Consider the following 23,536-nt stretch of genomic DNA (forward strand, 5'->3'; position numbering starts at 1 on the left):
CTATGGTTATTCCCTGTGGTACGGATGGTTAGCCGTGATGCTCCATGCACGGTATAAGCTTTCAGCCATCACAACACGCACTAACGGGTGCGGTAGTGTTAATGGTGATAGTGACCAGCTTTGTTCTGCGGCTGCTTTACAAGCCGGCGCAAGACCTTCAGGTCCGCCAATTAAAATTGACACATCGCGACCATCCAGTTTCCAAGCTTCTAGTTGACCTGCTAGCTGCTCGGTATCCCAGCGTTTACCTGGAATATCTAAAGTAACGATACGGTTACCCTTAGCAACGGCAGCTAACATTGCTTCACCTTCTTTTTGAAGGATACGTGCAATATCAGCGTTCTTACCGCGCTTACCCGCTGGAATTTCAATCAGTTCCAACGGCATATCTTTAGGGAAGCGACGGCTATATTCTTTATAACCTTCTTCAACCCATTTTGGCATTTTAGTGCCGACTGCGATTAATTGAAGCTTCATGACTCTCTTAGCTCCAAAGCTTCTCCAGTTGGTACATTTGGCGTGCGTCTTCTTGCATGATGTGTAGCATCACGTTGCCCATGTCAACGATAACCCACTCACCATCATCTTCGCCGCTGATACCAAAAGGAGGGAAGTCAATTAACTTTGATTCTTTGTTAACGTGATCAGCGATAGAGCAAACGTGGCGGTTTGAAGTACCAGTACAGATCACCATTACATCAGTAATGCTTGATTTACCTTGTACATCAATAGTTACGATGTCTTGTGCTTTAAGATCGTCAATTTTATCAACAATGAAATCGTGTAGTTCTTGAACTTGCAAAGGGATTCCCTCAATAAGCGTTAAAAATGTGTGGTCGTTAAGTTCTATTTTACTACTGGATTAGAGGTGTAAAAAGTTTTCCGACCGCAATAAGGTCGGCAGTATACCATGCTCTTATCTGACAGCGATAAAAGGACAAGGTTCATACGATGATTTTTCGACCGCTTAAGGGAAGATTCAGGAAAAAACGGTCAACAATGACTGATGACCGTTGAAATGCGAGGGTTATGCGTGGTGTAAGTGAGTGTCGAAACCACAAATTTCAGCACATAGCGTACTTAACGCAGGCCAAGGATTGGTGTCGTAGTCGGTTTTCACTTGGAGCTCTAATTGGGTGAGCTGACGAATAATACCGACAAGTCGTGTCAATGGCAGACGATGCAGCGCACCAATATACATTTCACGGCGGTTTTGCCACACTCGAAATTGCTCAAAAATAATATTAAGTGGTGTCCCTTTTTTACCCATTTCCTGCATTTTGTAGAGTTGGGTTAACTCACGTTGCAGGGTACGTAACAAGATAGTGGCTTCCACACCTTCTCCTTGTAGCTGACGTAATACCCGTTGGCTACGTTTGGCTTGTCCAGCTAATACAGCATCAACAAGTTGGAATGGGGTGTAGTGGTTATGGCGACTGAGTGCTTCTTGTAAGCGAACAATATTCAATTCACCATCGGGATAGAGCAAAATTAACTTGTGTAAACTTTGAGCTAATGCCAATAAATTCCCTTCGTGCCACTGTGCCAGCATTTGTACTGATTCATGATCGGGCTTTAAACCTAATACTCGACAACGAGCTTGAATAAAGCGCGGCATTTGTTTGGCATCAGGGGTATTACATGGCACATACAAACCAATTGCATCAAGCGCTTTAAACCACTTAGTTGCTTCTTGTTTCTTATTTAAATAAGGGCCAGTAAGCACTAATAAAATATCAGGGTTTAGATGCTCGATAACCTCTAGTAATGCTTTAGCTTGATTGGCATTTAAGCCAGTGTCAGGTACATCTAGTTCAATGATTTGCTGGGCTGAAAATAGACTCATGGCTTGGCAGCAGTCGAGCACAAGGTTCCAATCCAGCTGGTTATCAATGGTGAAGTGATGGCGCTCAAGAAAACCTTGCTGTTGGGCTAGTTGCTTGATGCTATCACCACACTCTTGTTTGAGTAGTGGCTCATTACCAAATAATAGGTAGGCCTGACGCAGCCCTTTATCAAGTTGCTGCGTCAGTTGTTCTGGGTAAACTCTCATTGTGCGTTATGGCTGCTGTGCTGAGTCTCTGATGCTTTCGTTGGCAACGTTGTGATTGTTGTTTTGCCTGTGTCATCTGAAGATTCTTGTTTATCTTCTTCGTTTAAGATCTCTTTAAGTTGAGAGTCGAGCTTATCTTCTTCAATTTTCTTAAAGACAGCAGTTAGACGTGCCAGTTTACGCATGATCTGTTGTGCTGCTTGTTCACGCATTACATTGACTAACTCATCTTGTTCAACCGATTTTGCGAGTGCGGTTAATGGGTTATCAAGGAAAGTACGAGTGACTTTCGTGGTGTAAGTCTGTTGACCTTGATTTGGGATCGTCACCGAGTAGTTAACCGTTAGGGTTAAATCGTATTCCGCTTTACCGTTGTTTTGGTATAGCGATAGGGTACGCTCGCCCGTTGATTCACTGTTGATATTTAGATTCGGTACGTCTTTTGCTGGTGCAACTTCACTAATGCCATGTAATTTAAATTGGTATCGCACCATACGCGTCATTTGGCCGTATGGGTCAAAGCTGGTTAATGACAGTTTAGCAATGCCGTCAGGCAGCATGTAATTACCACGAAGGTGGAAGCCACAAGAAGCTGTTGTTAGCGCGAGAAGAGTGATGATAAGTAGTCGAGTAAGGCGGTTTGCCGAGAAAAAACTTTTCACGAAAGTCAGCTCCTTGAAGTAAAAAGCAGTGCGCAAAGCGCAACAAGTAAAAGTATGACTGTAATTATAAAGATCCCCGCAGAAGCGGGGATCTTGAGCTTATTGCTATGTTAGACGAGCTAACAAAGAAAAGTAACCTTGATTAGTTCGCTACGATGTTTAGTAGCTTACCAGGAACGTAGATCACTTTACGAATCGTTAAGCCATCAGTGAACTTAGTCACGTTCTCATCATTTAAGCCTAGCTCTTCTACTTGCTCTTTGGTTGCGTCAGCTGCAACAGTCAGTTTTGCACGTAGTTTACCGTTAACTTGAACGATGATCAGTTTCTCATCTTCCACTAATGCTTTTTCGTCAGCTTGTGGCCATTGTGCATTATCAATGTCAGTTTCGCCCAGCGCCGTCCACATTTCAAAACAGATGTGTGGAGTGATTGGGTAAAGCATAGCAACAATCGCTTTTAGTGCTTCATCAAGAATTGCACGATCTTGTACAGACTCTTGAGGTGCCTTAGCAAGCTTGTTCATCAGCTCCATGATAGCAGCAATTGCAGTATTGAATGTCTGACGACGACCAATATCATCACTTACTTTTGCAATAGTTTTGTGAATATCACGACGAAGTGCTTTTTGATCGGCCGTTAGTGCTGCTGCATCAACAGCTTCTGCTGCGCCTTTCTCAGTGTGTTCACGCACTAGTTTCCAAACACGCTTAAGGAAACGGTTAGCACCTTCAACGCCAGACTCTTGCCATTCAAGTGTCATGTCAGCAGGTGATGCAAACATCATGAATAGACGTACTGTGTCAGCACCGTACTTGTCTACCATCTCTTGAGGGTCGATACCGTTGTTCTTAGACTTAGACATTTTGATCATGCCTGAGTGTTCAACATTACGGCCATCAGTATCAACCGCTGAAGTGATGCGACCTTTACCATCACGCTCAACAGTTACTTCTGTTGGGGCAACCCACTCTTTACCACCTTTATCTGTGGTGTAGAAGAATGCATCAGCAAGAACCATACCTTGACATAGTAGCTGCTTGAACGGCTCGTCAGATGTTACGTAGCCTGCATCACGTAGTAGTTTATGGAAGAAGCGAGAGTACAGTAGGTGCATACATGCGTGCTCAATACCACCAATGTATTGGTCTACAGGTAGCCAGTAGTTCGCTTTTTCTGGATCTAGGATATCGTCAGCTTGTGGTGAACAGTAACGTGCGTAGTACCAAGAAGATTCCATGAAGGTATCAAACGTATCGGTTTCACGTAGTGCTGGCTCACCGTTAAAAGTGGTTTTCGCCCACTCTTTATCAGCTTTGATTGGGCTAGTTACGCCATCCATTACCACGTCTTCCGGCAGAATCACTGGTAGTTGATCTGCAGGTACAGGGTGAACTTTACCATCTTCAGTGGTTACCATTGGGATTGGTGCACCCCAGTAACGTTGACGAGATACACCCCAGTCACGTAGACGGAAGTTAACTGTCTTCTTACCTTTACCTTCAGCTTCAAGTTTTGCTGCAATAGCATCAAATGCTTGTTGGAAGTTTAGGCCATCGAACTCACCAGAGTTGAATAGGATACCTTTTTCAGTGTATGCCGCTTCAGCGATATCTAGCTCGCTACCATCTTCTGGCTTGATAACTGCCATGATGTCGATGTTGTATTTAGTTGCAAACTCGAAGTCACGTTGATCGTGCGCAGGTACTGCCATTACCGCACCAGTGCCGTAATCCATCAGTACAAAGTTTGCTACGTATACTGGTACTTCACGACCATCTAATGGGTGGATAGCGGTTAGGCCTGTATCCATGCCTTTCTTTTCCATGGTTGCAAGATCAGCTTCTGCAACCTTGTTGTTACGGCATTCGTGAATGAAATCTGCAAGCGCTGGGTTATTTTCAGCGGCTTTTGCTGCAAGAGGGTGACCTGCTGCGATGCTTACGAATGTTACACCCATTAGTGTGTCAGGGCGTGTTGTGTAAACTTCTAGATCGTCGTTGTCTTTAACTTTGAATGTTAGTTCAACACCTTCAGAGCGACCAATCCAGTTGCGCTGCATGGTTTTCACCATTTCAGGCCAACCGTCTAGTTGATCAAGATCGTCAAGTAGCTCTTGTGCGTACTCAGTGATCTTAATGAACCATTGTGGGATCTCTTTTTGCTCAACTGGTGTGTCACAACGCCAACAACAACCGTCTTCAACCTGCTCGTTAGCAAGTACAGTTTGGTCGTTTGGACACCAGTTAACAGATGAAGTCTTCTTGTAAACAAGGCCTTTGTTGTAAAGCTTAGTGAAGAACTCTTGCTCCCAACGGTAGTATTCTGGCGTACATGTTGCGAACTCACGGTTCCAATCGTAACCAAAACCTAATAGCTTAAGTTGGTTTTTCATGTACTCGATGTTTTCGTAAGTCCATGGCGCAGGTGCAGTCTTATTTTTCACTGCCGCATTTTCAGCAGGTAGACCAAATGCATCCCAGCCGATTGGCTGCATTACATTTTTACCTTGTAAGCGCTGGTAGCGAGAGATAACATCACCGATAGTGTAGTTACGCACGTGACCCATGTGCAGTCGACCACTTGGGTACGGGAACATGGAGAGACAGTAGAATTTTTCTTTATTAGGGTCTTCACTAACAACAAAGGTTTTTTTGTTGTCCCAATGTTCTTGAACTTTCTGTTCAATGTCCTGTGGACGATATTGTTCTTGCATCGATGACATCCGGGATATTGTGAGTTTGATATAAACACATTCAAATTAATCGGCATAGAATAACCAAAGGTAAAGGTGTCAACAATAGCTGAAGGCAATTCGATACCTTTAATCTTGTATTTGGCGGTATTTCAGCACGCTTTTAGTCAATATAGGCTAAGGAGAAACATCATGACTCAACAAAAAGCACATTACGAAGCGCTATTAGAAAAAGTCACCGAGACATTAAAAAATAGCCCACAAGAGCTTAAGAAGTTTATTGAGACGACTGAACTGTATGGTAAAGCCGCCAGCGATATGACTAAAGATGAGCTTGCATTAATTGAAGCGTATTTAAAAAGTGATCTCAAAACCTTCAGTGAAGAAGCAAAAAATAGCCCAGAGCCTTTCAAAGAAAGTCCATTCTATAAGTTAGTAAGTGAAACTATTTGGCAGCACCTTGCTGAAATTACTGATAAGACCCAGTTAGAGTGGCTTGAAGTCATGGATGATATTAAACATAAAGGGGTATATCACTCAGGCGAGTTAGTCGGGCTTGGGCATTTAGTTTGTGAGAAATGCGGTCATCAACAAACCATTACACATGTGACTCGTATTGAGCCATGTATTAAATGTGGCTGTAAAGAATTTAGTCGTCAGCCACTAGAGCCGTAAAGAGTTCGTTTTAGTTGATAAGAAAAACGCAGCCCGAGAGCTGCGTTTTTTATATCGAGTGTTTAGGTTTGATTAGATATCGTCTGGACGCTCTAAGGTTTCAACCACCACAGCATTGTCTTCTGCTGGTGTTTTAATGGTTTCAGCTGGCTTTACTGTTTTTGCTTCTTGAGCAGGTTTTTGTAGCCCTTGAGGTACCATCTTGTCGTAGCCTTTCACATTACGTGTTGCTTCGGTCATTGGCTCGAAAGTGAATTTTTGACCAGCGAGTGATGCTTCAATCATGGCACCACCTTTAGCTTTCGTGAAGATAGCAACGCCATTAATGTAGCTGCGTGTTGCGTATTCACCGTTAGAGCCAGCACCAGCACCTGCTGTCCCCGCTTTTGCCGATGCGCCTTCATCTAAGGCGACAGCTGATGCTTGAGCATCTAGCTCGAAGCTACCGCTAACAAAATTGTCGTACGCGCGCTTGTCTTGGAAGAACAGGATCTCACTGTAAGCCTGTCCACCAAACTGTAAGCCAATAGATACTTGGAATAGCTTAGTAAAGCCAGTTGCTTGGTTCGCTTTAAAGACAACACCATTACCGTAAGCACCACCAACCCAAAAACCGCCTTTACCAACTGAAGGGAAAACGGCATAACCATAAGCGCTTTTAAAGAAAGGCTGAGTTTGTGGTGATTGATAGAACAAGTCGAGTGCTTTTTGTGTATCACTATCTTGTGCTAACGCAGATGTCGAGCTCAGCATCATGATACAGGTACATAAGGTAATAAATAGTTTATGTATCGTTTTCATTAATCCGATCCTTGCAGGTTACGTAAGGCTTTAGGGGAGTGCCTTGCGAATCATAGGTTCTTTGTATGTTGTGTTTATAAGTATTTGGTTATTTATTCAACCAACATACCATGTGATTAAAAAAAGGTGAAGCCTAAATCTTCACCTTTTTGTTCACTTTACTCGGTTTCTAACTCTCGAGTGTCACGGAAATGTCCGCGTTGTCGACGGATCAGGATCCACGATAAAGCAAAAGCCCATAAGCCATAGAAGTACAACGGCCAGCTACCAAGAGTAGTGTATGGTGTCATACCAATCGTTGGGATAACTGTTGCTTTAAGCACACCAGTGACGAACTGCGGTAACTTTTTAGTGATATGGCCTTCGTGGTTAACGACAGCTGTGATCCCCGTATTGGTTGCACGCAGTAGAGGTTTACCGAGCTCTAGGGCGCGCATCTGGGCGATTTCCATATGTTGGAAAGGACCAATAGAGCGACCAAACCATGCATCGTTCGATAATGTCAGCAACATTTCAGTGTGATTAGTGATGTTTTCACGCATCTGCTCACTAAAGGCTACTTCATAACACAATGCTGGGGCAATCGAATAACCATGTGCTTGAATATTTGGCTGTATGTAAGCACCACGGCTAAATGACGACATTGGTAAGTTAAATAAGGGTGCAATAGGGCGAAGTAAATCACCAAATGGCACGAACTCACCAAAAGGTAGCAGGTGATGCTTACTGTATCGTGTCGCTGTGTCGTAGTTATACGGGCCGTCAGCATCTACACCTAGGGTTAAAATGTTATTAAAGAACTGACCATCGGGTTTTTGATCAAGAATACCGGTGATCACTGTGCTGTTATTAGCTCGAGCTGCATCATCTAAGCCCTGTAAAAACACGGGAATGTGAGCTTCTAAGGCAGGAATCGCTGCTTCTGGCCAGATGATCAGATCAGACCCCCAGTTTTCACGGGTTAGATCCATGTATTTCATCAAGGTCGGCCAGCGCTCATTCGGATCCCATTTCTTTTCTTGCGGGATATTGCCCTGAATTAATGCCACAGTGACACTGTTTTTCGGATCCGGTTTCACCCACTGTGCTTTTCCAGCCCAGAATGATAGACCAATGATCACAACAGGGATTAATAATGGTTTCCAATTGCGGTAACTAATTGCAGCAACAATAGCGCCTGATATGAGTACGAGAGCAAGCGTAATACCCTCGACACCAAAGATTGGTGCGATGGAGGCTAATGGGCTATCAATTTGACTGTAACCCATCCATAGCCAAGGAAAGCCGGTAAACAACCAGCCACGGATCCAATCTAAGATAAGCCAGATCACAGGGCCTGTTAGCAGCAGCTGGTGGAATGGACGATGGCGGTTAATACGATTATAGAGATAACCGAAAAGCGCGGGATAAAGTGCAAGATAGCCAATTAATAGGCTCATCAAGAATACGCTAGCGATCTTTGGCATACCGCCAAAGTTATCAATACTAACGTGTACCCAGCTAATACCGGTACCAAACATGCCTAAACCGTAAAGGAAACCGATCAAAGCAGAGCGTTTAGCCGTTTTATGCTGGAGTAAGAAGAAAAAGGCAATGAGAGATAATGGCGCAAGTAGCCAATAGTTATAAGGTGCAAAAGAAAGGGTGGCAATTGCACCCGCTGGAACAGCTGCGAGCAGCTGTCCCAACGTTAGTAATGATTTTTTTGTCATTCTTTAAGAAGTAATAGTCGGTTGAAACGCTTCGTCAGGAACCGTTACTTGTAACTGGATAACACGACGGCTATCGGCAGAAGTCACTTTAAACGAGTAACCATCAACTTCAACAACTTCACCTCGGGTTGGTAGGTGACCAAAACTCATCATAACCAGTCCGCCGACGGTATCGACTTCTTCATCGCAGAATGAGGTTTGGAATAGCTCATTGAAATCTTCAATGGTTGTCAGTGCTTTTACCGCATAGGTGTGTTTACTTAACTGACGGATATCTTGCTCTTCTTCGTCATCGAATTCATCTTCGATTTCGCCAACGATTTGTTCAAGGATATCTTCAATGGTGATAACACCGGAAACACCACCAAACTCATCAACCACAATCGCCATGTGGTAGCGCTCTTCGCGGAACTCTTTTAATAGACGGTCAACACGCTTACTTTCCGGCACAACAACGGCAGGGCGTAGCACTTTGTCCATATCAAAAGGTTCGCTATCAGGAAGCAGATAACGTAGAAGGTCTTTGGCTAGCAAAATGCCTTCTACGTGGTCTTTATCATCACTGATCACTGGGTAACGAGAGTGTTGGGCTTCAACGATTAAATCAATCAGATCTTCTAACTTCTGAGAACGCTCAATCGTGATCATTTGTGAACGTGGGATCATAATGTCACGTACACGCATTTCAGAAATTTCCATTACACCTTCGAGCATGTCGCGAGTGTCGTGGTCGATCAGATCGTTTTCTTCTGAATCTCGAAAAACTTCAACCAAGTCTTCACGGTTTTGTGGTTCACCTTGAAATAGTTGGCCGATACGTTCAAAGAAGGACTTTCTACTCGGACCTTCAGATGTTTGGGGGTTATCTTCGTTCATTATTTACTTTCAGCAAATAGCTTGTCAGCTAAGTGGACGATGCCACGGAAATGCGATCCATCTTATGATGAATCGCGGTATTAAACATTATTGCTTTTCAGAGATGTAAGGATCAACAAAACCCATGTTTTGCATGATTTCTGTTTCTAAACCTTCCATTTCTTCAGCTTCATCATCTTCAATATGATCATAACCTAGCAGATGAAGACTGCCATGTACAACCATATGTGCCCAATGTGCTTTTAGCGGCTTATTCTGCTCAAGTGCTTCTTTTTCTACCACTTGTCGGCAAATAATTAAGTCACCTAATAGTTCCAATTCAATGCCCGGAGGGGCTTCAAATGGAAAAGATAACACGTTGGTTGGACGATCTTTACCACGGTATTCAAGGTTAAGCTCATGGCTTTCAGCTTCATCCACTAAGCGGATAGTTACTTCAGCATCAGCTTGAAAAGGGGTAACGGCTGCGTCTAACCACTGTTGGAATTCAGCTTCAGTTGGTAGTCCATCTTGGCTTTCAGTGGCGTATTGTAAATCAAGGTAAATAGCCATTAGTTACTCTTTTCTGATTCTACTTTTGCCGCCGCTGCAACAGCGACTAATGCGGCTTCTTTCGCATCTTGCTCAGCGCGACGGCGTTGTTCTGCAAGTTTGCGTTGTTTCTGATCTTCACTTTCCCATGTTTCGTAAGCTTGAACAATACGAGCAACAACTGGATGGCGAACAACGTCATCGGCTTGGAAGAAGTTAAAGCTGATTTCATCAACATCAGATAATACTTCAATTGCATGACGTAGACCTGAACGAGCCCCTCGTGGTAAGTCGATCTGGGTAACGTCACCGGTGATCACTGCACATGAGTTAAAACCAATACGGGTTAGGAACATTTTCATCTGTTCAACCGTGGTATTTTGGCTCTCGTCTAGGATAATAAATGCATCATTAAGGGTGCGTCCACGCATATATGCTAATGGGGCAACTTCAATCACATTTCGTTCAATTAATTTTTCTACTCGCTCGAAACCTAACATTTCAAATAGCGCATCGTAGAGTGGGCGAAGGTAAGGATCGACCTTCTGGCTTAGGTCACCCGGTAGGAAACCTAATTTTTCACCAGCTTCTACTGCTGGACGCGTTAATAGAATACGGCGAATTTCTTGGCGCTCAAGCGCATCGACAGCTGCAGCAACGGCAAGGTAGGTTTTACCTGTACCTGCTGGACCAATACCAAAGGTGATATCGTGCGTCACCATATTAGCAATGTATTGTGCTTGGTTTGGTGTACGTGGCTTAATCACACCTTTTTTGGTCTTGATGTGAATTTCTTTACCGTATGGGATAGAAGATTCTGTTGTTTGCTCTAATACGCCGGATTCTTTGATCGCAAGGTGGATTTGATCCGGTTCGATATCAGGAATGTTGTTACGCACAGGTGCAGTATCAACGTAAAGATCTTTAATGATATTGGTAGCCGCTTCGGCTGTATGCGGTTTTCCCACAACGCTAAAGTTATTGCTACGGTGATTGATCTCAACACCCAAACGGCGTTCTAATTGTTTGATATTGTCGTCGAAAGGGCCACAGAGGCTGGAAAGGCGCTGGTTATCGGCAGGTTCCAGGGTAAATTCTACAGTAATTATTTTGCTCAAGGTTTGCCTCTCATTTAGGCCGCCGAGTGGCGGCCATATACATAGGGCAGAAGACGTACTCTAGTAATACGTAATGCTTTAATAAAGCGGTTACGGTTTACTCTGGAGTATAAACGCCTACACCCAATTCATCTTCTTTACGAGTCTTCGCCATCATTTCTGCTGGAGTCATCGCAACACGAAGATTCATTTCAGCTTCTGTACGTACTAGCTCACCACGTAGTGAGTTAGTAAATACGTCAGTGATCTTCACGTCTACGAATTGACCAATTAAATCAGCAGAACCTTCGAAGTTAACAACTCGGTTGTTCTCAGTACGACCACGAAGCTCCATTACGTTCTTCTTCGATGGACCTTCTACAAGGATACGTTGTTCAGTACCTAGCATTTGGCGTGAGTAACGCATAGCTTGAGTATTGATCTGTTGTTGTAGTTCGTACAAGCGTTCTTTTTTCACTTCTTCTGATAGATCACACGGGTAATCAGCCGCTGGTGTACCAGGACGTGCAGAGAAAATGAAGCTAAAGCTCATGTCAAAATCAACGTCACGGATCAGCTTCATAGTATCTTGGAAGTCCTGATCGGTTTCGCCAGGGAATGCCACGATAAAGTCAGAGCTGATCGTAATATCAGGACGTGCTTGACGTAGTTTACGGATTTTAGACTTGTACTCGATAGCCGTGTGTGGACGCTTCATCATAGTTAGGATGCGATCCGAACCACTTTGTACTGGTAAGTGTAAGAAGCTTACAAGCTCTGGCGTATCTTTGTACACTTCGATGATGTCATCAGTGAACTCGATTGGGTGACTTGTTGTGTAACGAATACGGTCAATACCATCGATAGCTGCAACTAAACGTAGCAGTTCAGCAAATGATGCAATTTCACCATCGTGCATTACACCACGGTATGCGTTTACGTTTTGACCTAGTAGGTTAACTTCACGTACACCTTGCTCTGCAAGTTGGGCAATTTCAAATAGTACGTCATCAAGTGGACGGCTAACTTCTTCACCTCGTGTGTAAGGAACCACACAGTAAGTACAGTATTTAGAACAACCTTCCATGATAGAAACGAACGCTGTTGCGCCTTCTGCACGAGGCTCAGGTAGGCTGTCAAATTTCTCAATTTCAGGGAATGAGATATCCATAACAGGCGCATCGTCAGATTGCGACTGTTTAATCATTTCTGGTAGGCGGTGTAGAGTCTGTGGACCAAAAATAACATCAACGTAAGGGGCACGTTGACGAATAGAATCGCCTTCTTGGGTTGCTACACAACCACCGACACCGATCACAAGATCCGGCTTCTTATCTTTTAATGTTTTCCAACGACCTAATTGGTGGAAAACTTTCTCTTGTGCCTTTTCACGGATCGAGCAGGTGTTAAGTAGCAGAACATCTGCTTCTTCTGGGATTTCCGTTAACTCAAAGCCATTCGCTGCATTAAGAAGATCTGCCATTTTAGATGAATCGTATTCGTTCATCTGGCAGCCCCAGGTTTTGATCAGCAGTTTCTTCGCCATCTCTAACTCTTCGCTCGTAGTGTTGATTTCATTACATTCAGATTACGGGCTGACAGGGGACATAGATTGTCGTTACCTGTAGCAAGCCGCGTATTGTACTGCTTTAAACACGCTCTGACTAGATCATCACCACCCCGAATAAATTGTGGGTTTATTCTTAATTAAGGATAAAGATGGAATGATTTAAAAAGTGATTGTTCATTATAGACTTTATCTAGCGTTACCATACCCAGTTGACGCATCTGACGACGGATCCATAGAGTACGTTGGTAAACATAATTGCTCATTGGTGAGGCTTTGATCTTATAAGGATTCGGTAATACCGCTGCCAACTGTGCTGCTTGTTGTGCGCTTAAACGACTAGCTGGAATATGGAAGAAGTGCTCACTGGCAGCCTCAACACCATAGATCCCTGGACCAAACTCAATAATATTTAAGTACACTTCTAGAATACGTTCCTTACCCCAAACGATTTCCATTAATAGTGAGAAATACAGTTCGACACCTTTACGAATAAATGAATGAACAGGGAATAAAAACATATTTTTAGCCGCTTGCTGGCTAATCGTACTTGCGCCGCGATCAGGGCCATTTTTGCCTGCGTGTTTTAATACAGCTAGGGTTGCTTGCACATCAATACCGTGGTGCTCAGGAAAGGTTTGATCTTCTGAGGCAATGACAGCTAACTGCATATTCTTAGAGATTTTATCTAAATTGACCCACTCATGTTGAATATGTTCAGGATAACCTTGAGGTGGGAATAAGGTTCGGCTGATCTCCCAGCCCCAGAATGGCGGATTTACAAACTTGAAGATGACAACGAGAACAATTGGGAACAACAGAGCAAATAAAAAGAGTTTTAAAAAAAAGCGCTTAAGCATGATGAATATTGTTCCCTTAGATAAAAATAGCAGCACAAAAAGAAAGAATGTTAAGTGTGGTTACATTCCCTGTTTATTGAATTTTCTTATACAATTCGAGTCAATATGATGTTTTCTTGGATTATAACCAAATAATAAGCCTGAACGTAATAGGTAGGTAAATAATGGAACAATACGATGTCATTGTTGCTGGTGGCGGCATGGTTGGTGCAGCAACAGCACTTGGCTTAGCAAAATTAGGGCTCGAAGTTGCAGTTTTAGAAGGCTTTGCTCCTCAGTCATATACAGACTCACAGCCAATGGACTTGCGTGTTTCCGCAATTTCACCTAATTCAGTTGCTTTACTTGAACGTTTAGGCGCTTGGAATGAAGTTAAACAGATGCGCTTGTGTCCATTTAAGCGTCTGGAAACATGGGAAAGTCCTGAATGCCGAACACGTTTTAATGCAGATGAAATGAACTTAGCGCAACTAGGCTATATCGTTGAAAACCGTGTTTTGCAATTAGCATTGTGGCAACAGTTTGAAAGTATCGATAACCTAACTTTGTTATGCCCAGCTAAGATGGTATCTGCGACGCATACTGAAGGCGGTTATATTGTTGAGCTAGAAGACAAACAAACATTACAGTGTCGATTATTAGTCGGTGCTGATGGTGCGAATTCTCAAGTGCGTCAACAAGTAGGGATCGGAGTGACTGCATGGGATTATCGTCAACACTGTATGTTGATCAATGTTGAAACTGCCTTGCCACAACAAGACATTACTTGGCAGCAATTTACACCAGTAGGCCCTCGTTCATTCTTACCTTTACCTGGACATCAAGGATCACTGGTTTGGTATGACAGTCCTGAGCGTATCAGACGTTTATCGCATATGACAGCGACTCAGCTTCATGCTGAAATATCAGCGGTTTTTCCTGATGAATTAGGTGAGTTTAAGGTAATTAATCATGGCAGTTTCCCATTAACGCGTCGCCATGCACAAACTTACTATAAACCCAATGTGGTATTACTAGGAGATGCAGCTCACACCATTAACCCATTAGCTGGGCAAGGCGTGAATTTAGGCTTTAAAGACGTAGATGTACTACTACAGGAAATAGAGGCTGCTGGTGAGCTATGGACTGAGACTAAGGTGCTACATAAGTATGAGCAACGTCGTCGTCCTGATAATCTTGTGATGCAAACGGGAATGGATTTTTTCTACGTTGCTTTTAGTAATAATTTAGCGCCAATTAAGTTTTTACGAAATGCAGGATTACGTATTGCCGATCATGCTGGTGTAATGAAAAAGCAAGTATTGAAGTATGCAATGGGCATTTAGATAATAATTATTGATAATCGAGATAGCAAAAAGCCGAGAGACATTGTCACTCGGCTTTTTATTTATCTGAACAATTATCATTGTGTAATGACATTTTGCAGATAAAAGAAAACCCACTCAAAGAGTGGGTCTCTAAATAATGGTGCGGAAGGAGAGACTTGAACTCTCACACCTTGCGGCGCCAGAACCTAAATCTGGTGCGTCTACCAATTCCGCCACTTCCGCATAATTGACAGCGTTAGCAATCAATTAAAATAATGGCAGGTCTACCTGGATTCGAACCAGGGAATGGCGGCATCAAAAGCCGCTGCCTTACCGCTTGGCGATAGACCTACAGCGCTTGTTAACACAAGACTTTTAAAACTAGAGAGAATGGTGCGGAAGGAGAGACTTGAACTCTCACACCTTGCGGCGCCAGAACCTAAATCTGGTGCGTCTACCAATTCCGCCACTTCCGCATATTGTCAGTTACGAATAACTGTTGTTTCTCTAGTTGTATTGTTCAAAACAGCAATTGGTAAAACTGAGTTGAAGAATAATGGTGCGGAAGGAGAGACTTGAACTCTCACACCTTACGGCGCCAGAACCTAAATCTGGTGCGTCTACCAATTCCGCCACTTCCGCATAATTGACAGCGATAGCAATCAATTAAAATAATGGCAGGTCTACCTGGATTCGAACCAGGGAATGGCGGCATCAAAAGCCGCTGCCTTACCGCTTGGCGATAGACCTACAGCGCTTGTTAACACAAGACTTTTAAAACTAGAGAGAATGGTGCGGAAGGAGAGACTTGAACTCTCACACCTTGCGGCGCCAGAACCTAAATCTGGTGCGTCTACCAATTCCGCCACTTCCGCATATTGTCAGTTACGAGTAACTGTTGTCTCTAGTTTTATTATCAAATCAGTAATTGGTAAAAGCTGATCTGAAGAATAAATGGTGGCTACGACGGGATTCGAACCTGTGACCCCATCATTATGAGTGATGTGCTCTAACCAACTGAGCTACGTAGCCAACATAGAATACTGAAGTTTATCAATACTCTTTAAATAATGGCAGGTCTACCTGGATTCGAACCAGGGAATGGCGGCATCAAAAGCCGCTGCCTTACCGCTTGGCGATAGACCTACAGCGCTTGTTTAACACAAGACTTTTAAAACTAGAGAGAATGGTGCGGAAGGAGAGACTTGAACTCTCACACCTTGCGGCGCCAGAACCTAAATCTGGTGCGTCTACCAATTCCGCCACTTCCGCATATTGTCAGTTACGAGTAACTGTTTTCTCTAGTTTTATTATCAAATCAGTAATTGGTAAAATCTGATCTGAAGAATAAATGGTGGCTACGACGGGATTCGAACCTGTGACCCCATCATTATGAGTGATGTGCTCTAACCAACTGAGCTACGTAGCCAACACAGAATACTGAGGTTTATCAATACTCTTTAAATAATGGCAGGTCTACCTGGATTCGAACCAGGGAATGGCGGCATCAAAAGCCGCTGCCTTACCGCTTGGCGATAGACCTACAGCGCTTGTTTAACACAAGACTTTTAAAACTAGAGAGAATGGTGCGGAAGGAGAGACTTGAACTCTCACACCTTGCGGCGCCAGAACCTAAATCTGGTGCGTCTACCAATTCCGCCACTTCCGCATATTGCCAGTTACGAATAACTGTTGTCTCTAGTTGTATTATCAAATCAGTAATTGGTAAAACTGATTTGAAGAATAATGGTGCGGAAGGAGAGACTTGAACTCTCACACCTTACGGCGCCAGAACCTAAATCTGGTGCGTCTACCAATTCCGCCACTTCCGCATAATTGACAGCGATAGCAATCAATTAAAATAATGGCAGGTCTACCTGGATTCGAACCAGGGAATGGCGGCATCAAAAGCCGCTGCCTTACCGCTTGGCGATAGACCTACAGCGCTTGTTAATTCACAAGACTTTTAAAACTAGAGAGAATGGTGCGGAAGGAGAGACTTGAACTCTCACACCTTGCGGCGCCAGAACCTAAATCTGGTGCGTCTACCAATTCCGCCACTTCCGCATATTGTCAGTTACGAGTAACTGTTGTTTCTCTAGTTGTATTGTTCAAAACAGCAATTGGTAAAACTGAATTGAAGAATAATGGTGCGGAAGGAGAGACTTGAACTCTCACACCTTACGGCGCCAGAACCTAAATCTGGTGCGTCTACCAATTCCGCCACTTCCGCATAATTGACAGCGTTAGCAATCAATTAAAATAATGGCAGGTCTACCTGGATTCGAACCAGGGAATGGCGGCATCAAAAGCCGCTGCCTTACCGCTTGGCGATAGACCTACAGCGCTTGTTAACACAAGACTTTTAAGACTAGAGAGAATGGTGCGGAAGGAGAGACTTGAACTCTCACACCTTGCGGCGCCAGAACCTAAATCTGGTGCGTCTACCAATTCCGCCACTTCCGCATGTTGTCAGTTACGAATAACTGTTGTCTCTAGTTTTATTATCAAATCAGTAATTGGTAAAAGCTGATCTGAAGAATAAATGGTGGCTACGACGGGATTCGAACCTGTGACCCCATCATTATGAGTGATGTGCTCTAACCAACTGAGCTACGTAGCCAACATAGAATACTGAAGTTTATCAATACTCTTTAAATAATGGCAGGTCTACCTGGATTCGAACCAGGGAATGGCGGCATCAAAAGCCGCTGCCTTACCGCTTGGCGATAGACCTACAGCGCTTGTTTAACACAAGACTTTTAAGACTAGAGAGAATGGTGCGGAAGGAGAGACTTGAACTCTCACACCTTGCGGCGCCAGAACCTAAATCTGGTGCGTCTACCAATTCCGCCACTTCCGCATATTGCCACTTACGAATAACTGTTGTTTCTCTAGTTGTATTAATCAAATCAGTAATTGGTAAAACTGATTTGAAGAATAATGGTGCGGAAGGAGAGACTTGAACTCTCACACCTTACGGCGCCAGAACCTAAATCTGGTGCGTCTACCAATTCCGCCACTTCCGCATAATTGACAGCGATAGCAATCAATTAAAATAATGGCAGGTCTACCTGGATTCGAACCAGGGAATGGCGGCATCAAAAGCCGCTGCCTTACCGCTTGGCGATAGACCTACAGCGCTTGTTAACACAAGACTTTTAAAACTAGAGATAATGGTGCGGAAGGAGAGACTTGAACTCTCACACCTTGCGGCGCCAGAACCTAAATCTGGTGCGTCTACCAATTCCGCCACTTCCGCATATTGTCAGTTACGAGTAACTGTTGTCTCTAGTTTTATTAATCAAATCAGTAATTGGTAAAAGCTGATCTGAAGAATAAATGGTGGCTACGACGGGATTCGAACCTGTGACCCCATCATTATGAGTGATGTGCTCTAACCAACTGAGCTACGTAGCCAACACAGAATACTGAGGTTTATCAATACTCTTTAAATAATGGCAGGTCTACCTGGATTCGAACCAGGGAATGGCGGCATCAAAAGCCGCTGCCTTACCGCTTGGCGATAGACCTACAGCGCTAAAATAGCGATTCTCAACTCTATTGAGAATGGTGCGGAAGGAGAGACTTGAACTCTCACACCTTGCGGCGCCAGAACCTAAATCTGGTGCGTCTACCAATTCCGCCACTTCCGCATATTATCAGTATAATAAACTGACTTTCAATTTTACGTTGAAAATTGAATGGTGGCTACGACGGGATTCGAACCTGTGACCCCATCATTATGAGTGATGTGCTCTAACCAACTGAGCTACGTAGCCATTTTCCAATTTATCACTGTAACTCTTAGTGAGTCACTGTGTCGGGAACGGGGCGCATTATGCTCATACCAGCGAAAACCGTCAACAGTTTTTTTGAAAATATCGGGAAAATCCGTTTGTTCGTCGGATATTTGGACGATGTGTGCGAATGACAAACTGAAATCGACTTTGTCAGCCTAAAATATTGATAAATGTGAGGTGCATCAATTAATTTTAGTGACGGTAGAATTACGAAATGTTGGTTGTTAAATACAAAATAAGCCAGCTAAACAGCTGGCTTATGAATGTTTATATGCTTTTGACCGGTGATAAATTACACGTTGAAGCGGAAGTGAACAACGTCACCATCTTTAACGATGTATTCTTTACCTTCAAGACGCCATTTACCTGCTTCTTTAGCACCAGCTTCACCACCACAGTTGATGTAGTCGTCGTAGCCGATAACTTCAGCACGGATGAAACCTTTTTCGAAGTCAGTGTGGATAACACCCGCCGCTTTTGGTGCTGTTGCACCTACAGGGATAGTCCATGCACGTACTTCTTTCACGCCAGCTGTGAAGTAAGTTTGTAGTGAAAGTAGCTCGTAGCCAGAGCGGATTACGCGGTTTAGACCTGGCTCTTCGATACCAAGATCAGCTAGGAACTCTTCACGATCAGCGTCATCAAGCTCTGCGATTTCTGATTCAATTGCCGCACAAACAGGAACAACAACAGCATTTTCCTGTGCTGCACGATCCATCACTGCGTCTAAGAATGGGTTATTTTCAAAACCATCTTCGTTTACGTTCGCAATGTACATGGTTGGCTTAAGCGTTAGGAAGTGCAGGTAATCAATCGCTGCTTTTTCTTCTTTTGTTAGCTCAAGCGCACGTAGCATGCCACCTTCAGTTAGGTGAGGTAGCATTTTCTCTAGTACTTTGATTTCGAATTTAGCATCGTTGTCACCACCTTTAGCACGCTTAGCTAGACGTTGTAGCGCACGCTCACAAGTGTCTAAGTCTGCCATTGCTAGCTCAAGGTTGATGATATCCATGTCTTCTAGCGGATCGATACGACCTGCAACGTGTACGATGTTGTCGTTTTCGAAACAACGAACAACGTGACCAATAGCATCTGTTTCACGGATATTTGCTAGAAATTTGTTACCTAGACCTTCACCTTTAGATGCACCGGCGACTAGGCCCGCGATATCAACAAATTCCATTGTCGTTGGCAGAATACGTTCTGGTTTAACGAAAACTGCTAGAGCATCCATACGTGGATCTGGAACAGGTACTACACCTGTATTTGGTTCAATAGTACAGAACGGGAAGTTTGCTGCTTCAATGCCTGCTTTTGTTAAGGCGTTGAATAGAGTTGACTTACCAACGTTTGGTAGACCTACGATACCGCATTTAAAACCCATGGTTTAAAACCCTTTTGGTGATTATTCTGTGTAACAACTCAACTATAGTACGGATGATCGTACTATAGCGGCAAAATAGAAGTCGATTGGCTTGGCTATTCTGCTTTAAATGAATGTAGGCGGTTTTGCGCCTTTGTTAAGCCGTCTTTGAGCAATAAATCAATACAGCGAACAGATTCATCTACTGCTGCATCAATTAATTCTTGCTCTTTAGCTGGTGCTTTACCAAGTACGTAGCCAGCGACTTTGTTTTTATCGCCTGGATGACCGATAGCGATCCTCAAGCGATAGAAATCTTTATTGTTGCCCATCTTGCTGATGATATCGCGAAGGCCATTATGACCACCGTGACCGCCACCTTTTTTGAATTTCGCAACACCCGGAGGGAGATCGAGTTCATCGTGAGCAACAAGAATTTCTTCAGGTTTTATTTGGAAGAAATTTGCTAATGCAGCCACAGACTTACCTGACAGGTTCATGAAAGTGCTAGGGATCAATAAGCGAAGATCCTGTCCGTTGACTGTAATTCGACCCGTTAAACCAAAGTATTTTGGATCGGGGCGAAGCGTTACATTGTGAACGCGTGCTAGCTCTTCTACTACCCATGCACCTGCATTATGGCGAGTTCTAGCATACTCTTGACCCGGATTTGCTAGGCCAACAAGTAAACGAATATTATTACTCACGTTTATCTCTCTTGTTATATACGCCAGTAACTATGCCGATTGTACTTGTGTTGAAAGTAGTGATGAGTTACTGGGAGTCGGGCTCAAAACGCGCCACATATTATATCAAATTAACTAAAATTGATACGACTGTGCTTTAACGGTTATTTTTGACAGCTTTATAAAAGAAAACGCCCCGCAAAAGCGAGGCGTTAAATAATAGCGACGTTAATGTTTTACTTTTAACGTATTGAGCGTATTAGTGCTCAAACATTGCTGAGATAGACTCTTCGTTGCTAATACGACGAATCGCTTCAGCTAGCATGCCTGATAGTGTTAATACAGAAACTTTACCTGTTGCTTCGATTTCTTTCGTCAATGTAATTGAGTCAGTTACGATGATTTCATCAATCACAGATTCACGGATGTTCTCTAGTGCACTACCTGAGAATACTGGGTGAGTTGCGTATGCAAATACACGTTTCGCACCACGTTCTTTTAGTGCTTCTGCTGCTTTACATAGCGTACCGCCAGTATCGATCATGTCATCAACAATGATACAGTCACGGCCTTCAACATCACCGATTAGGTGCATTACTTGAGATACGTTGGCACGTGGACGACGCTTATCGATGATAGCGATATCTGTGTCATCAAGTAGTTTTGCAATAGCGCGAGCACGTACAACACCACCGATGTCTGGTGATACAACAACAGGATCTTGAAGATCTTTTGCTAGCATGTCTTCTAGAAGAACTGGGCTACCAAATACGTTATCTACAGGGACATCGAAGAAGCCTTGGATTTGCTCAGCGTGTAGGTCAACAGTAAGAACACGGTCAACACCCACATTAGAAAGGAAATCAGCAACTACTTTTGCAGTGATTGGCACACGAGCAGAGCGAACGCGGCGGTCTTGACGAGCATAACCAAAGTATGGAATTACTGCTGTAATACGGCCAGCTGAAGCGCGGCGTAGTGCATCGATCATAACAACCAGTTCCATTAGGTTGTCGTTCGTTGGTGCACAAGTTGATTGGATAATGAATACGTCGCTACCACGTACGTTTTCATTAATTTGTACACATACTTCACCATCGGAGAAACGGTTAACCGTTGCATCTCCCAATGAAATATAAAGACGATCAGCGATGCGTTGGGCTAGTTCTGGTGTTGCGTTACCAGCAAACAGCTTCATATCAGGCACGGTGTAAACCTCAGGTTGCGTCCAAGTTGTAATTACTGACAATCCGTAGAATGTGCGGCTAAGGCTGTCATAAGAGGAGACGTGTTGACACCTTTTGCGACAAATCCGTGGAGCCAGTCAGGTAAAATTTTCAAAATTGCGTTGGCTTCTTCCTGCGTATTAAACTCCGAAAATACACAAGCGCCAGTGCCGGTCAATCTTGATGGCGCGTATTCTAACAGCCACGAAAGCGCCTGATCAACCTCGGGATTAAGACTTCTTACAATTTTCTCGCAATCGTTTTCGTAAACGCCATGTAACAGGGCTTCCAGACTGCGTTTTTTTGTATTTCTTGGAAGGTCGGGATGGGTGAAAATATCAACAGTTGCGATGCTAATATCGGGTTTGGCTACTAAAAACCATTTTTCGTCGGGTTCTGCGGGCTGTAATTTCTCACCAACACCTTCAGCAAATGCACTAGTACCACGGACAAAAACGGGTACATCGGCACCTAATTTCAAACCGATTTCAGCCAATTCATCAACAGAAAGGTTGGTTTGCCATAAATGGTTAAGGGCGACGAGTGTGGTTGCTGCATTAGAAGAGCCGCCACCAAGACCACCACCCATAGGTAGAATCTTATTGATATGGATGTCTGCACCTAACTCACAGTTAGCGGCTTGACGCAGTGCTTCAGCTGCTCGGTAGATCAAATTATCTTCTGTTTTAACACCTTCAATCGCTGGTGTTAAAAGGAGCTGGTTATCACGGCGTGGTGTGATCGTGAGGGTGTCGCCGTAATCCACAAATTGAAAAAGGGTTTGCAGATCGTGATAGCCATTTGGGCGTTGACCCGTGATGTATAAAAATAGATTGAGTTTAGCGGGTGCTGGCCATTGGCTAGCAACATCAAAAGGGATGTTTTGACTCATGCAGTGCTCGTATTTTTGAGAATAACGGTAAAATTTCTTACAAATTAGTTAGCTAACCAGTGCGAAATTTTAATTTTAATTTTGAGTTTGCCTTGATTTAGCACCATTTGGGTTGGTAATGCAGGGCTTTGGTCATTATACGTGTTGTAATGCATTTCCCATACCTGACCGTTAATGTCTTTAGCTAAATAAGCAACTTGATCGTTGTTGTTCAATTGGTAAGTATCAGCACCTGTTGGTAAGCCGATTAGCCAATCTCGCATTTGTGAAAGCGGTAATTGAATGCCTGTTAACTGTTGTACTAGTTGCGTTGCATCGGTGCCGTGATAGGTTTTCCCGTCTGGGTCAACTAAGGTTACGCTATTAGGCTTAGCGTCTAAATTCAGCACGGTTTTATACATTTTAGTCAGAATTAACTGGTATTCATCGTTGTGATTTTTCCAGTTAAATGTCAGTGATACACGTTGCTCTGGACTTACATAACCAAACACGCCTTTCGCTTGATAATCGGTGAGGCGTTTTAATTGGGTTTGATGGGTTTCCCAATCTACTTTTTGGGTGTTTTTCGGCGTTTGTGCACAGCCTGATAATAAGGCAAACGTGATAGCGATAAAGGCTAAATTACGTAATCTCATGATGAAAGCTCGTAATAAGAATGAGCCAAAACAATAGCGATTATTTTAATTAAAGCCAAATAATAACCAAAAATAATGGGGAGATTAGGCGATTA

19 protein-coding genes and 28 tRNA genes are annotated in these 23,536 nt (G+C 43.5%); 2 read left to right on the forward strand and 45 right to left on the reverse strand.

The window, feature by feature from the left end; genetic code table 11:
- Nucleotides 1–6: 6 nt before the first annotated feature.
- The 5 genes from rlmH to leuS all read right to left on the reverse strand — a co-directional run bounded on the left by rlmH (nucleotide 7) and on the right by leuS (nucleotide 5,431).
- Complete coding sequence (rlmH, locus tag Q7657_RS12320; protein ID WP_008986293.1) at nucleotides 7–477, reverse strand: 23S rRNA (pseudouridine(1915)-N(3))-methyltransferase RlmH; 471 nt, start codon at nucleotides 475–477, stop codon at nucleotides 7–9.
- Between the two features lie 7 nt (nucleotides 478–484).
- Nucleotides 485–802 carry a ribosome silencing factor gene (gene rsfS, locus Q7657_RS12325; RefSeq protein WP_023933315.1) on the reverse strand — a complete coding sequence of 106 codons (318 nt, stop codon included), beginning with the start codon at nucleotides 800–802 and terminating at the stop codon, nucleotides 485–487.
- A 225-nt stretch (nucleotides 803–1,027) separates the two neighbouring features.
- A complete protein-coding gene (holA, locus tag Q7657_RS12330; protein WP_053986495.1) occupies nucleotides 1,028–2,053 on the reverse strand; it encodes a DNA polymerase III subunit delta in 1,026 nt (341 codons plus the stop codon).
- On the reverse strand, nucleotides 2,050–2,715 hold the full coding sequence (locus Q7657_RS12335; protein WP_107167417.1) for an LPS-assembly lipoprotein LptE: 666 nt from the start codon (nucleotides 2,713–2,715) through the stop codon (nucleotides 2,050–2,052). Before Q7657_RS12335 ends, holA begins: the two co-directional genes overlap by 4 nt.
- Nucleotides 2,716–2,857: 142 nt before the next feature.
- The gene (leuS, locus tag Q7657_RS12340) at nucleotides 2,858–5,431 is read right to left on the reverse strand and encodes a leucine--tRNA ligase (protein ID WP_107167416.1); all 2,574 of its coding nucleotides are present in this window, start codon (nucleotides 5,429–5,431) and stop codon (nucleotides 2,858–2,860) included.
- Between the two features lie 171 nt (nucleotides 5,432–5,602).
- On the opposite strand from leuS, the gene Q7657_RS12345 reads away from it, so the two are divergent.
- Complete coding sequence (locus tag Q7657_RS12345) at nucleotides 5,603–6,085, forward strand: zinc ribbon-containing protein (RefSeq protein ID WP_008986298.1); 483 nt, start codon at nucleotides 5,603–5,605, stop codon at nucleotides 6,083–6,085.
- A gap of 72 nt (nucleotides 6,086–6,157) precedes the next feature.
- On the opposite strand, the gene Q7657_RS12350 is transcribed toward Q7657_RS12345, so the two are convergent.
- From Q7657_RS12350 to mtgA, 7 genes are all read right to left on the reverse strand, one after another.
- A complete protein-coding gene (locus Q7657_RS12350) occupies nucleotides 6,158–6,886 on the reverse strand; it encodes a lipid-binding SYLF domain-containing protein (RefSeq protein ID WP_107167415.1) in 729 nt (242 codons plus the stop codon).
- 158 nt (nucleotides 6,887–7,044) lie between these two features.
- Nucleotides 7,045–8,598, reverse strand: coding sequence for an apolipoprotein N-acyltransferase (gene lnt / locus Q7657_RS12355; RefSeq protein WP_053986500.1), 1,554 nt, complete (start codon nucleotides 8,596–8,598; stop codon nucleotides 7,045–7,047).
- Between the two features lie 3 nt (nucleotides 8,599–8,601).
- Nucleotides 8,602–9,474 carry a CNNM family magnesium/cobalt transport protein CorC gene (corC, locus tag Q7657_RS12360; RefSeq protein WP_053986501.1) on the reverse strand — a complete coding sequence of 291 codons (873 nt, stop codon included), beginning with the start codon at nucleotides 9,472–9,474 and terminating at the stop codon, nucleotides 8,602–8,604.
- Nucleotides 9,475–9,561: 87 nt separating this feature from the next.
- On the reverse strand, nucleotides 9,562–10,026 hold the full coding sequence (ybeY, locus tag Q7657_RS12365) for an rRNA maturation RNase YbeY (RefSeq protein WP_107167414.1): 465 nt from the start codon (nucleotides 10,024–10,026) through the stop codon (nucleotides 9,562–9,564).
- A complete protein-coding gene (locus Q7657_RS12370) occupies nucleotides 10,026–11,123 on the reverse strand; it encodes a PhoH family protein (RefSeq protein ID WP_045065027.1) in 1,098 nt (365 codons plus the stop codon). The genes ybeY and Q7657_RS12370 overlap by 1 nt, the downstream gene beginning before the upstream one ends.
- A gap of 97 nt (nucleotides 11,124–11,220) precedes the next feature.
- Nucleotides 11,221–12,648: a tRNA (N6-isopentenyl adenosine(37)-C2)-methylthiotransferase MiaB gene (gene miaB / locus Q7657_RS12375; RefSeq protein ID WP_107167413.1), complete on the reverse strand. Its 1,428-nt coding sequence runs from the start codon at nucleotides 12,646–12,648 to the stop codon at nucleotides 11,221–11,223.
- Between the two features lie 161 nt (nucleotides 12,649–12,809).
- Complete coding sequence (gene mtgA, locus Q7657_RS12380) at nucleotides 12,810–13,529, reverse strand: monofunctional biosynthetic peptidoglycan transglycosylase (protein ID WP_107167412.1); 720 nt, start codon at nucleotides 13,527–13,529, stop codon at nucleotides 12,810–12,812.
- A gap of 164 nt (nucleotides 13,530–13,693) precedes the next feature.
- On the opposite strand from mtgA, the gene Q7657_RS12385 reads away from it, so the two are divergent.
- Nucleotides 13,694–14,854 (forward strand): 2-octaprenyl-3-methyl-6-methoxy-1,4-benzoquinol hydroxylase, encoded by a 1,161-nt coding sequence (locus Q7657_RS12385; RefSeq protein ID WP_107167411.1) that lies wholly within the window; start codon nucleotides 13,694–13,696, stop codon nucleotides 14,852–14,854.
- 140 nt (nucleotides 14,855–14,994) lie between these two features.
- Here the strand turns inward: Q7657_RS12385 and Q7657_RS12390 are convergent.
- The 33 genes from Q7657_RS12390 to lolB all read right to left on the reverse strand — a co-directional run bounded on the left by Q7657_RS12390 (nucleotide 14,995) and on the right by lolB (nucleotide 23,441).
- Nucleotides 14,995–15,079: transfer RNA gene (locus Q7657_RS12390), tRNA-Leu, on the reverse strand.
- A 33-nt stretch (nucleotides 15,080–15,112) separates the two neighbouring features.
- Nucleotides 15,113–15,187: transfer RNA gene (locus Q7657_RS12395), tRNA-Gln, on the reverse strand.
- A 40-nt stretch (nucleotides 15,188–15,227) separates the two neighbouring features.
- Nucleotides 15,228–15,312: transfer RNA gene (locus Q7657_RS12400), tRNA-Leu, on the reverse strand.
- 81 nt (nucleotides 15,313–15,393) lie between these two features.
- A tRNA-Leu gene (locus tag Q7657_RS12405) sits at nucleotides 15,394–15,478 on the reverse strand.
- Nucleotides 15,479–15,511: 33 nt separating this feature from the next.
- A tRNA-Gln gene (locus Q7657_RS12410) sits at nucleotides 15,512–15,586 on the reverse strand.
- A 40-nt stretch (nucleotides 15,587–15,626) separates the two neighbouring features.
- Nucleotides 15,627–15,711 (reverse strand) — tRNA-Leu (locus tag Q7657_RS12415).
- Between the two features lie 80 nt (nucleotides 15,712–15,791).
- Nucleotides 15,792–15,868: transfer RNA gene (locus tag Q7657_RS12420), tRNA-Met, on the reverse strand.
- Nucleotides 15,869–15,907: 39 nt separating this feature from the next.
- A tRNA-Gln gene (locus Q7657_RS12425) sits at nucleotides 15,908–15,982 on the reverse strand.
- Between the two features lie 41 nt (nucleotides 15,983–16,023).
- Nucleotides 16,024–16,108 (reverse strand) — tRNA-Leu (locus tag Q7657_RS12430).
- Between the two features lie 80 nt (nucleotides 16,109–16,188).
- Nucleotides 16,189–16,265: transfer RNA gene (locus Q7657_RS12435), tRNA-Met, on the reverse strand.
- A gap of 39 nt (nucleotides 16,266–16,304) precedes the next feature.
- Nucleotides 16,305–16,379 (reverse strand) — tRNA-Gln (locus Q7657_RS12440).
- Between the two features lie 41 nt (nucleotides 16,380–16,420).
- Nucleotides 16,421–16,505: transfer RNA gene (locus tag Q7657_RS12445), tRNA-Leu, on the reverse strand.
- 78 nt (nucleotides 16,506–16,583) lie between these two features.
- A tRNA-Leu gene (locus Q7657_RS12450) sits at nucleotides 16,584–16,668 on the reverse strand.
- A 33-nt stretch (nucleotides 16,669–16,701) separates the two neighbouring features.
- Nucleotides 16,702–16,776 (reverse strand) — tRNA-Gln (locus Q7657_RS12455).
- 42 nt (nucleotides 16,777–16,818) lie between these two features.
- Nucleotides 16,819–16,903, reverse strand: a tRNA-Leu gene (locus tag Q7657_RS12460).
- A gap of 81 nt (nucleotides 16,904–16,984) precedes the next feature.
- Nucleotides 16,985–17,069 (reverse strand) — tRNA-Leu (locus Q7657_RS12465).
- A gap of 33 nt (nucleotides 17,070–17,102) precedes the next feature.
- Nucleotides 17,103–17,177: transfer RNA gene (locus Q7657_RS12470), tRNA-Gln, on the reverse strand.
- A gap of 40 nt (nucleotides 17,178–17,217) precedes the next feature.
- Nucleotides 17,218–17,302: transfer RNA gene (locus Q7657_RS12475), tRNA-Leu, on the reverse strand.
- 80 nt (nucleotides 17,303–17,382) lie between these two features.
- Nucleotides 17,383–17,459: transfer RNA gene (locus Q7657_RS12480), tRNA-Met, on the reverse strand.
- A gap of 39 nt (nucleotides 17,460–17,498) precedes the next feature.
- Nucleotides 17,499–17,573: transfer RNA gene (locus Q7657_RS12485), tRNA-Gln, on the reverse strand.
- Nucleotides 17,574–17,614: 41 nt separating this feature from the next.
- A tRNA-Leu gene (locus tag Q7657_RS12490) sits at nucleotides 17,615–17,699 on the reverse strand.
- A gap of 81 nt (nucleotides 17,700–17,780) precedes the next feature.
- Nucleotides 17,781–17,865, reverse strand: a tRNA-Leu gene (locus Q7657_RS12495).
- A 33-nt stretch (nucleotides 17,866–17,898) separates the two neighbouring features.
- Nucleotides 17,899–17,973: transfer RNA gene (locus Q7657_RS12500), tRNA-Gln, on the reverse strand.
- A gap of 40 nt (nucleotides 17,974–18,013) precedes the next feature.
- Nucleotides 18,014–18,098, reverse strand: a tRNA-Leu gene (locus tag Q7657_RS12505).
- Nucleotides 18,099–18,179: 81 nt separating this feature from the next.
- Nucleotides 18,180–18,256 (reverse strand) — tRNA-Met (locus Q7657_RS12510).
- 39 nt (nucleotides 18,257–18,295) lie between these two features.
- Nucleotides 18,296–18,370: transfer RNA gene (locus Q7657_RS12515), tRNA-Gln, on the reverse strand.
- Nucleotides 18,371–18,407: 37 nt separating this feature from the next.
- A tRNA-Leu gene (locus tag Q7657_RS12520) sits at nucleotides 18,408–18,492 on the reverse strand.
- A gap of 49 nt (nucleotides 18,493–18,541) precedes the next feature.
- Nucleotides 18,542–18,618 (reverse strand) — tRNA-Met (locus Q7657_RS12525).
- A 313-nt stretch (nucleotides 18,619–18,931) separates the two neighbouring features.
- Nucleotides 18,932–20,023: a redox-regulated ATPase YchF gene (ychF, locus tag Q7657_RS12530; RefSeq protein WP_107167471.1), complete on the reverse strand. Its 1,092-nt coding sequence runs from the start codon at nucleotides 20,021–20,023 to the stop codon at nucleotides 18,932–18,934.
- Between the two features lie 95 nt (nucleotides 20,024–20,118).
- Nucleotides 20,119–20,709, reverse strand: a complete 591-nt coding sequence (gene pth, locus Q7657_RS12535) for an aminoacyl-tRNA hydrolase (protein WP_053988641.1) — start codon at nucleotides 20,707–20,709, stop codon at nucleotides 20,119–20,121.
- Between the two features lie 238 nt (nucleotides 20,710–20,947).
- Nucleotides 20,948–21,895, reverse strand: coding sequence for a ribose-phosphate pyrophosphokinase (locus Q7657_RS12540; protein ID WP_005370023.1), 948 nt, complete (start codon nucleotides 21,893–21,895; stop codon nucleotides 20,948–20,950).
- 32 nt (nucleotides 21,896–21,927) lie between these two features.
- Nucleotides 21,928–22,806: a 4-(cytidine 5'-diphospho)-2-C-methyl-D-erythritol kinase gene (gene ispE / locus Q7657_RS12545; RefSeq protein ID WP_107167472.1), complete on the reverse strand. Its 879-nt coding sequence runs from the start codon at nucleotides 22,804–22,806 to the stop codon at nucleotides 21,928–21,930.
- 44 nt (nucleotides 22,807–22,850) lie between these two features.
- Nucleotides 22,851–23,441 (reverse strand): lipoprotein insertase outer membrane protein LolB, encoded by a 591-nt coding sequence (lolB, locus tag Q7657_RS12550; protein WP_107167473.1) that lies wholly within the window; start codon nucleotides 23,439–23,441, stop codon nucleotides 22,851–22,853.
- Nucleotides 23,442–23,536 lie beyond the last annotated feature (95 nt).

The organism is Candidatus Photobacterium acropomis, assembly GCF_030685555.1.
In the GTDB taxonomy this organism is placed as follows: domain Bacteria; phylum Pseudomonadota; class Gammaproteobacteria; order Enterobacterales; family Vibrionaceae; genus Photobacterium; species Photobacterium lucens.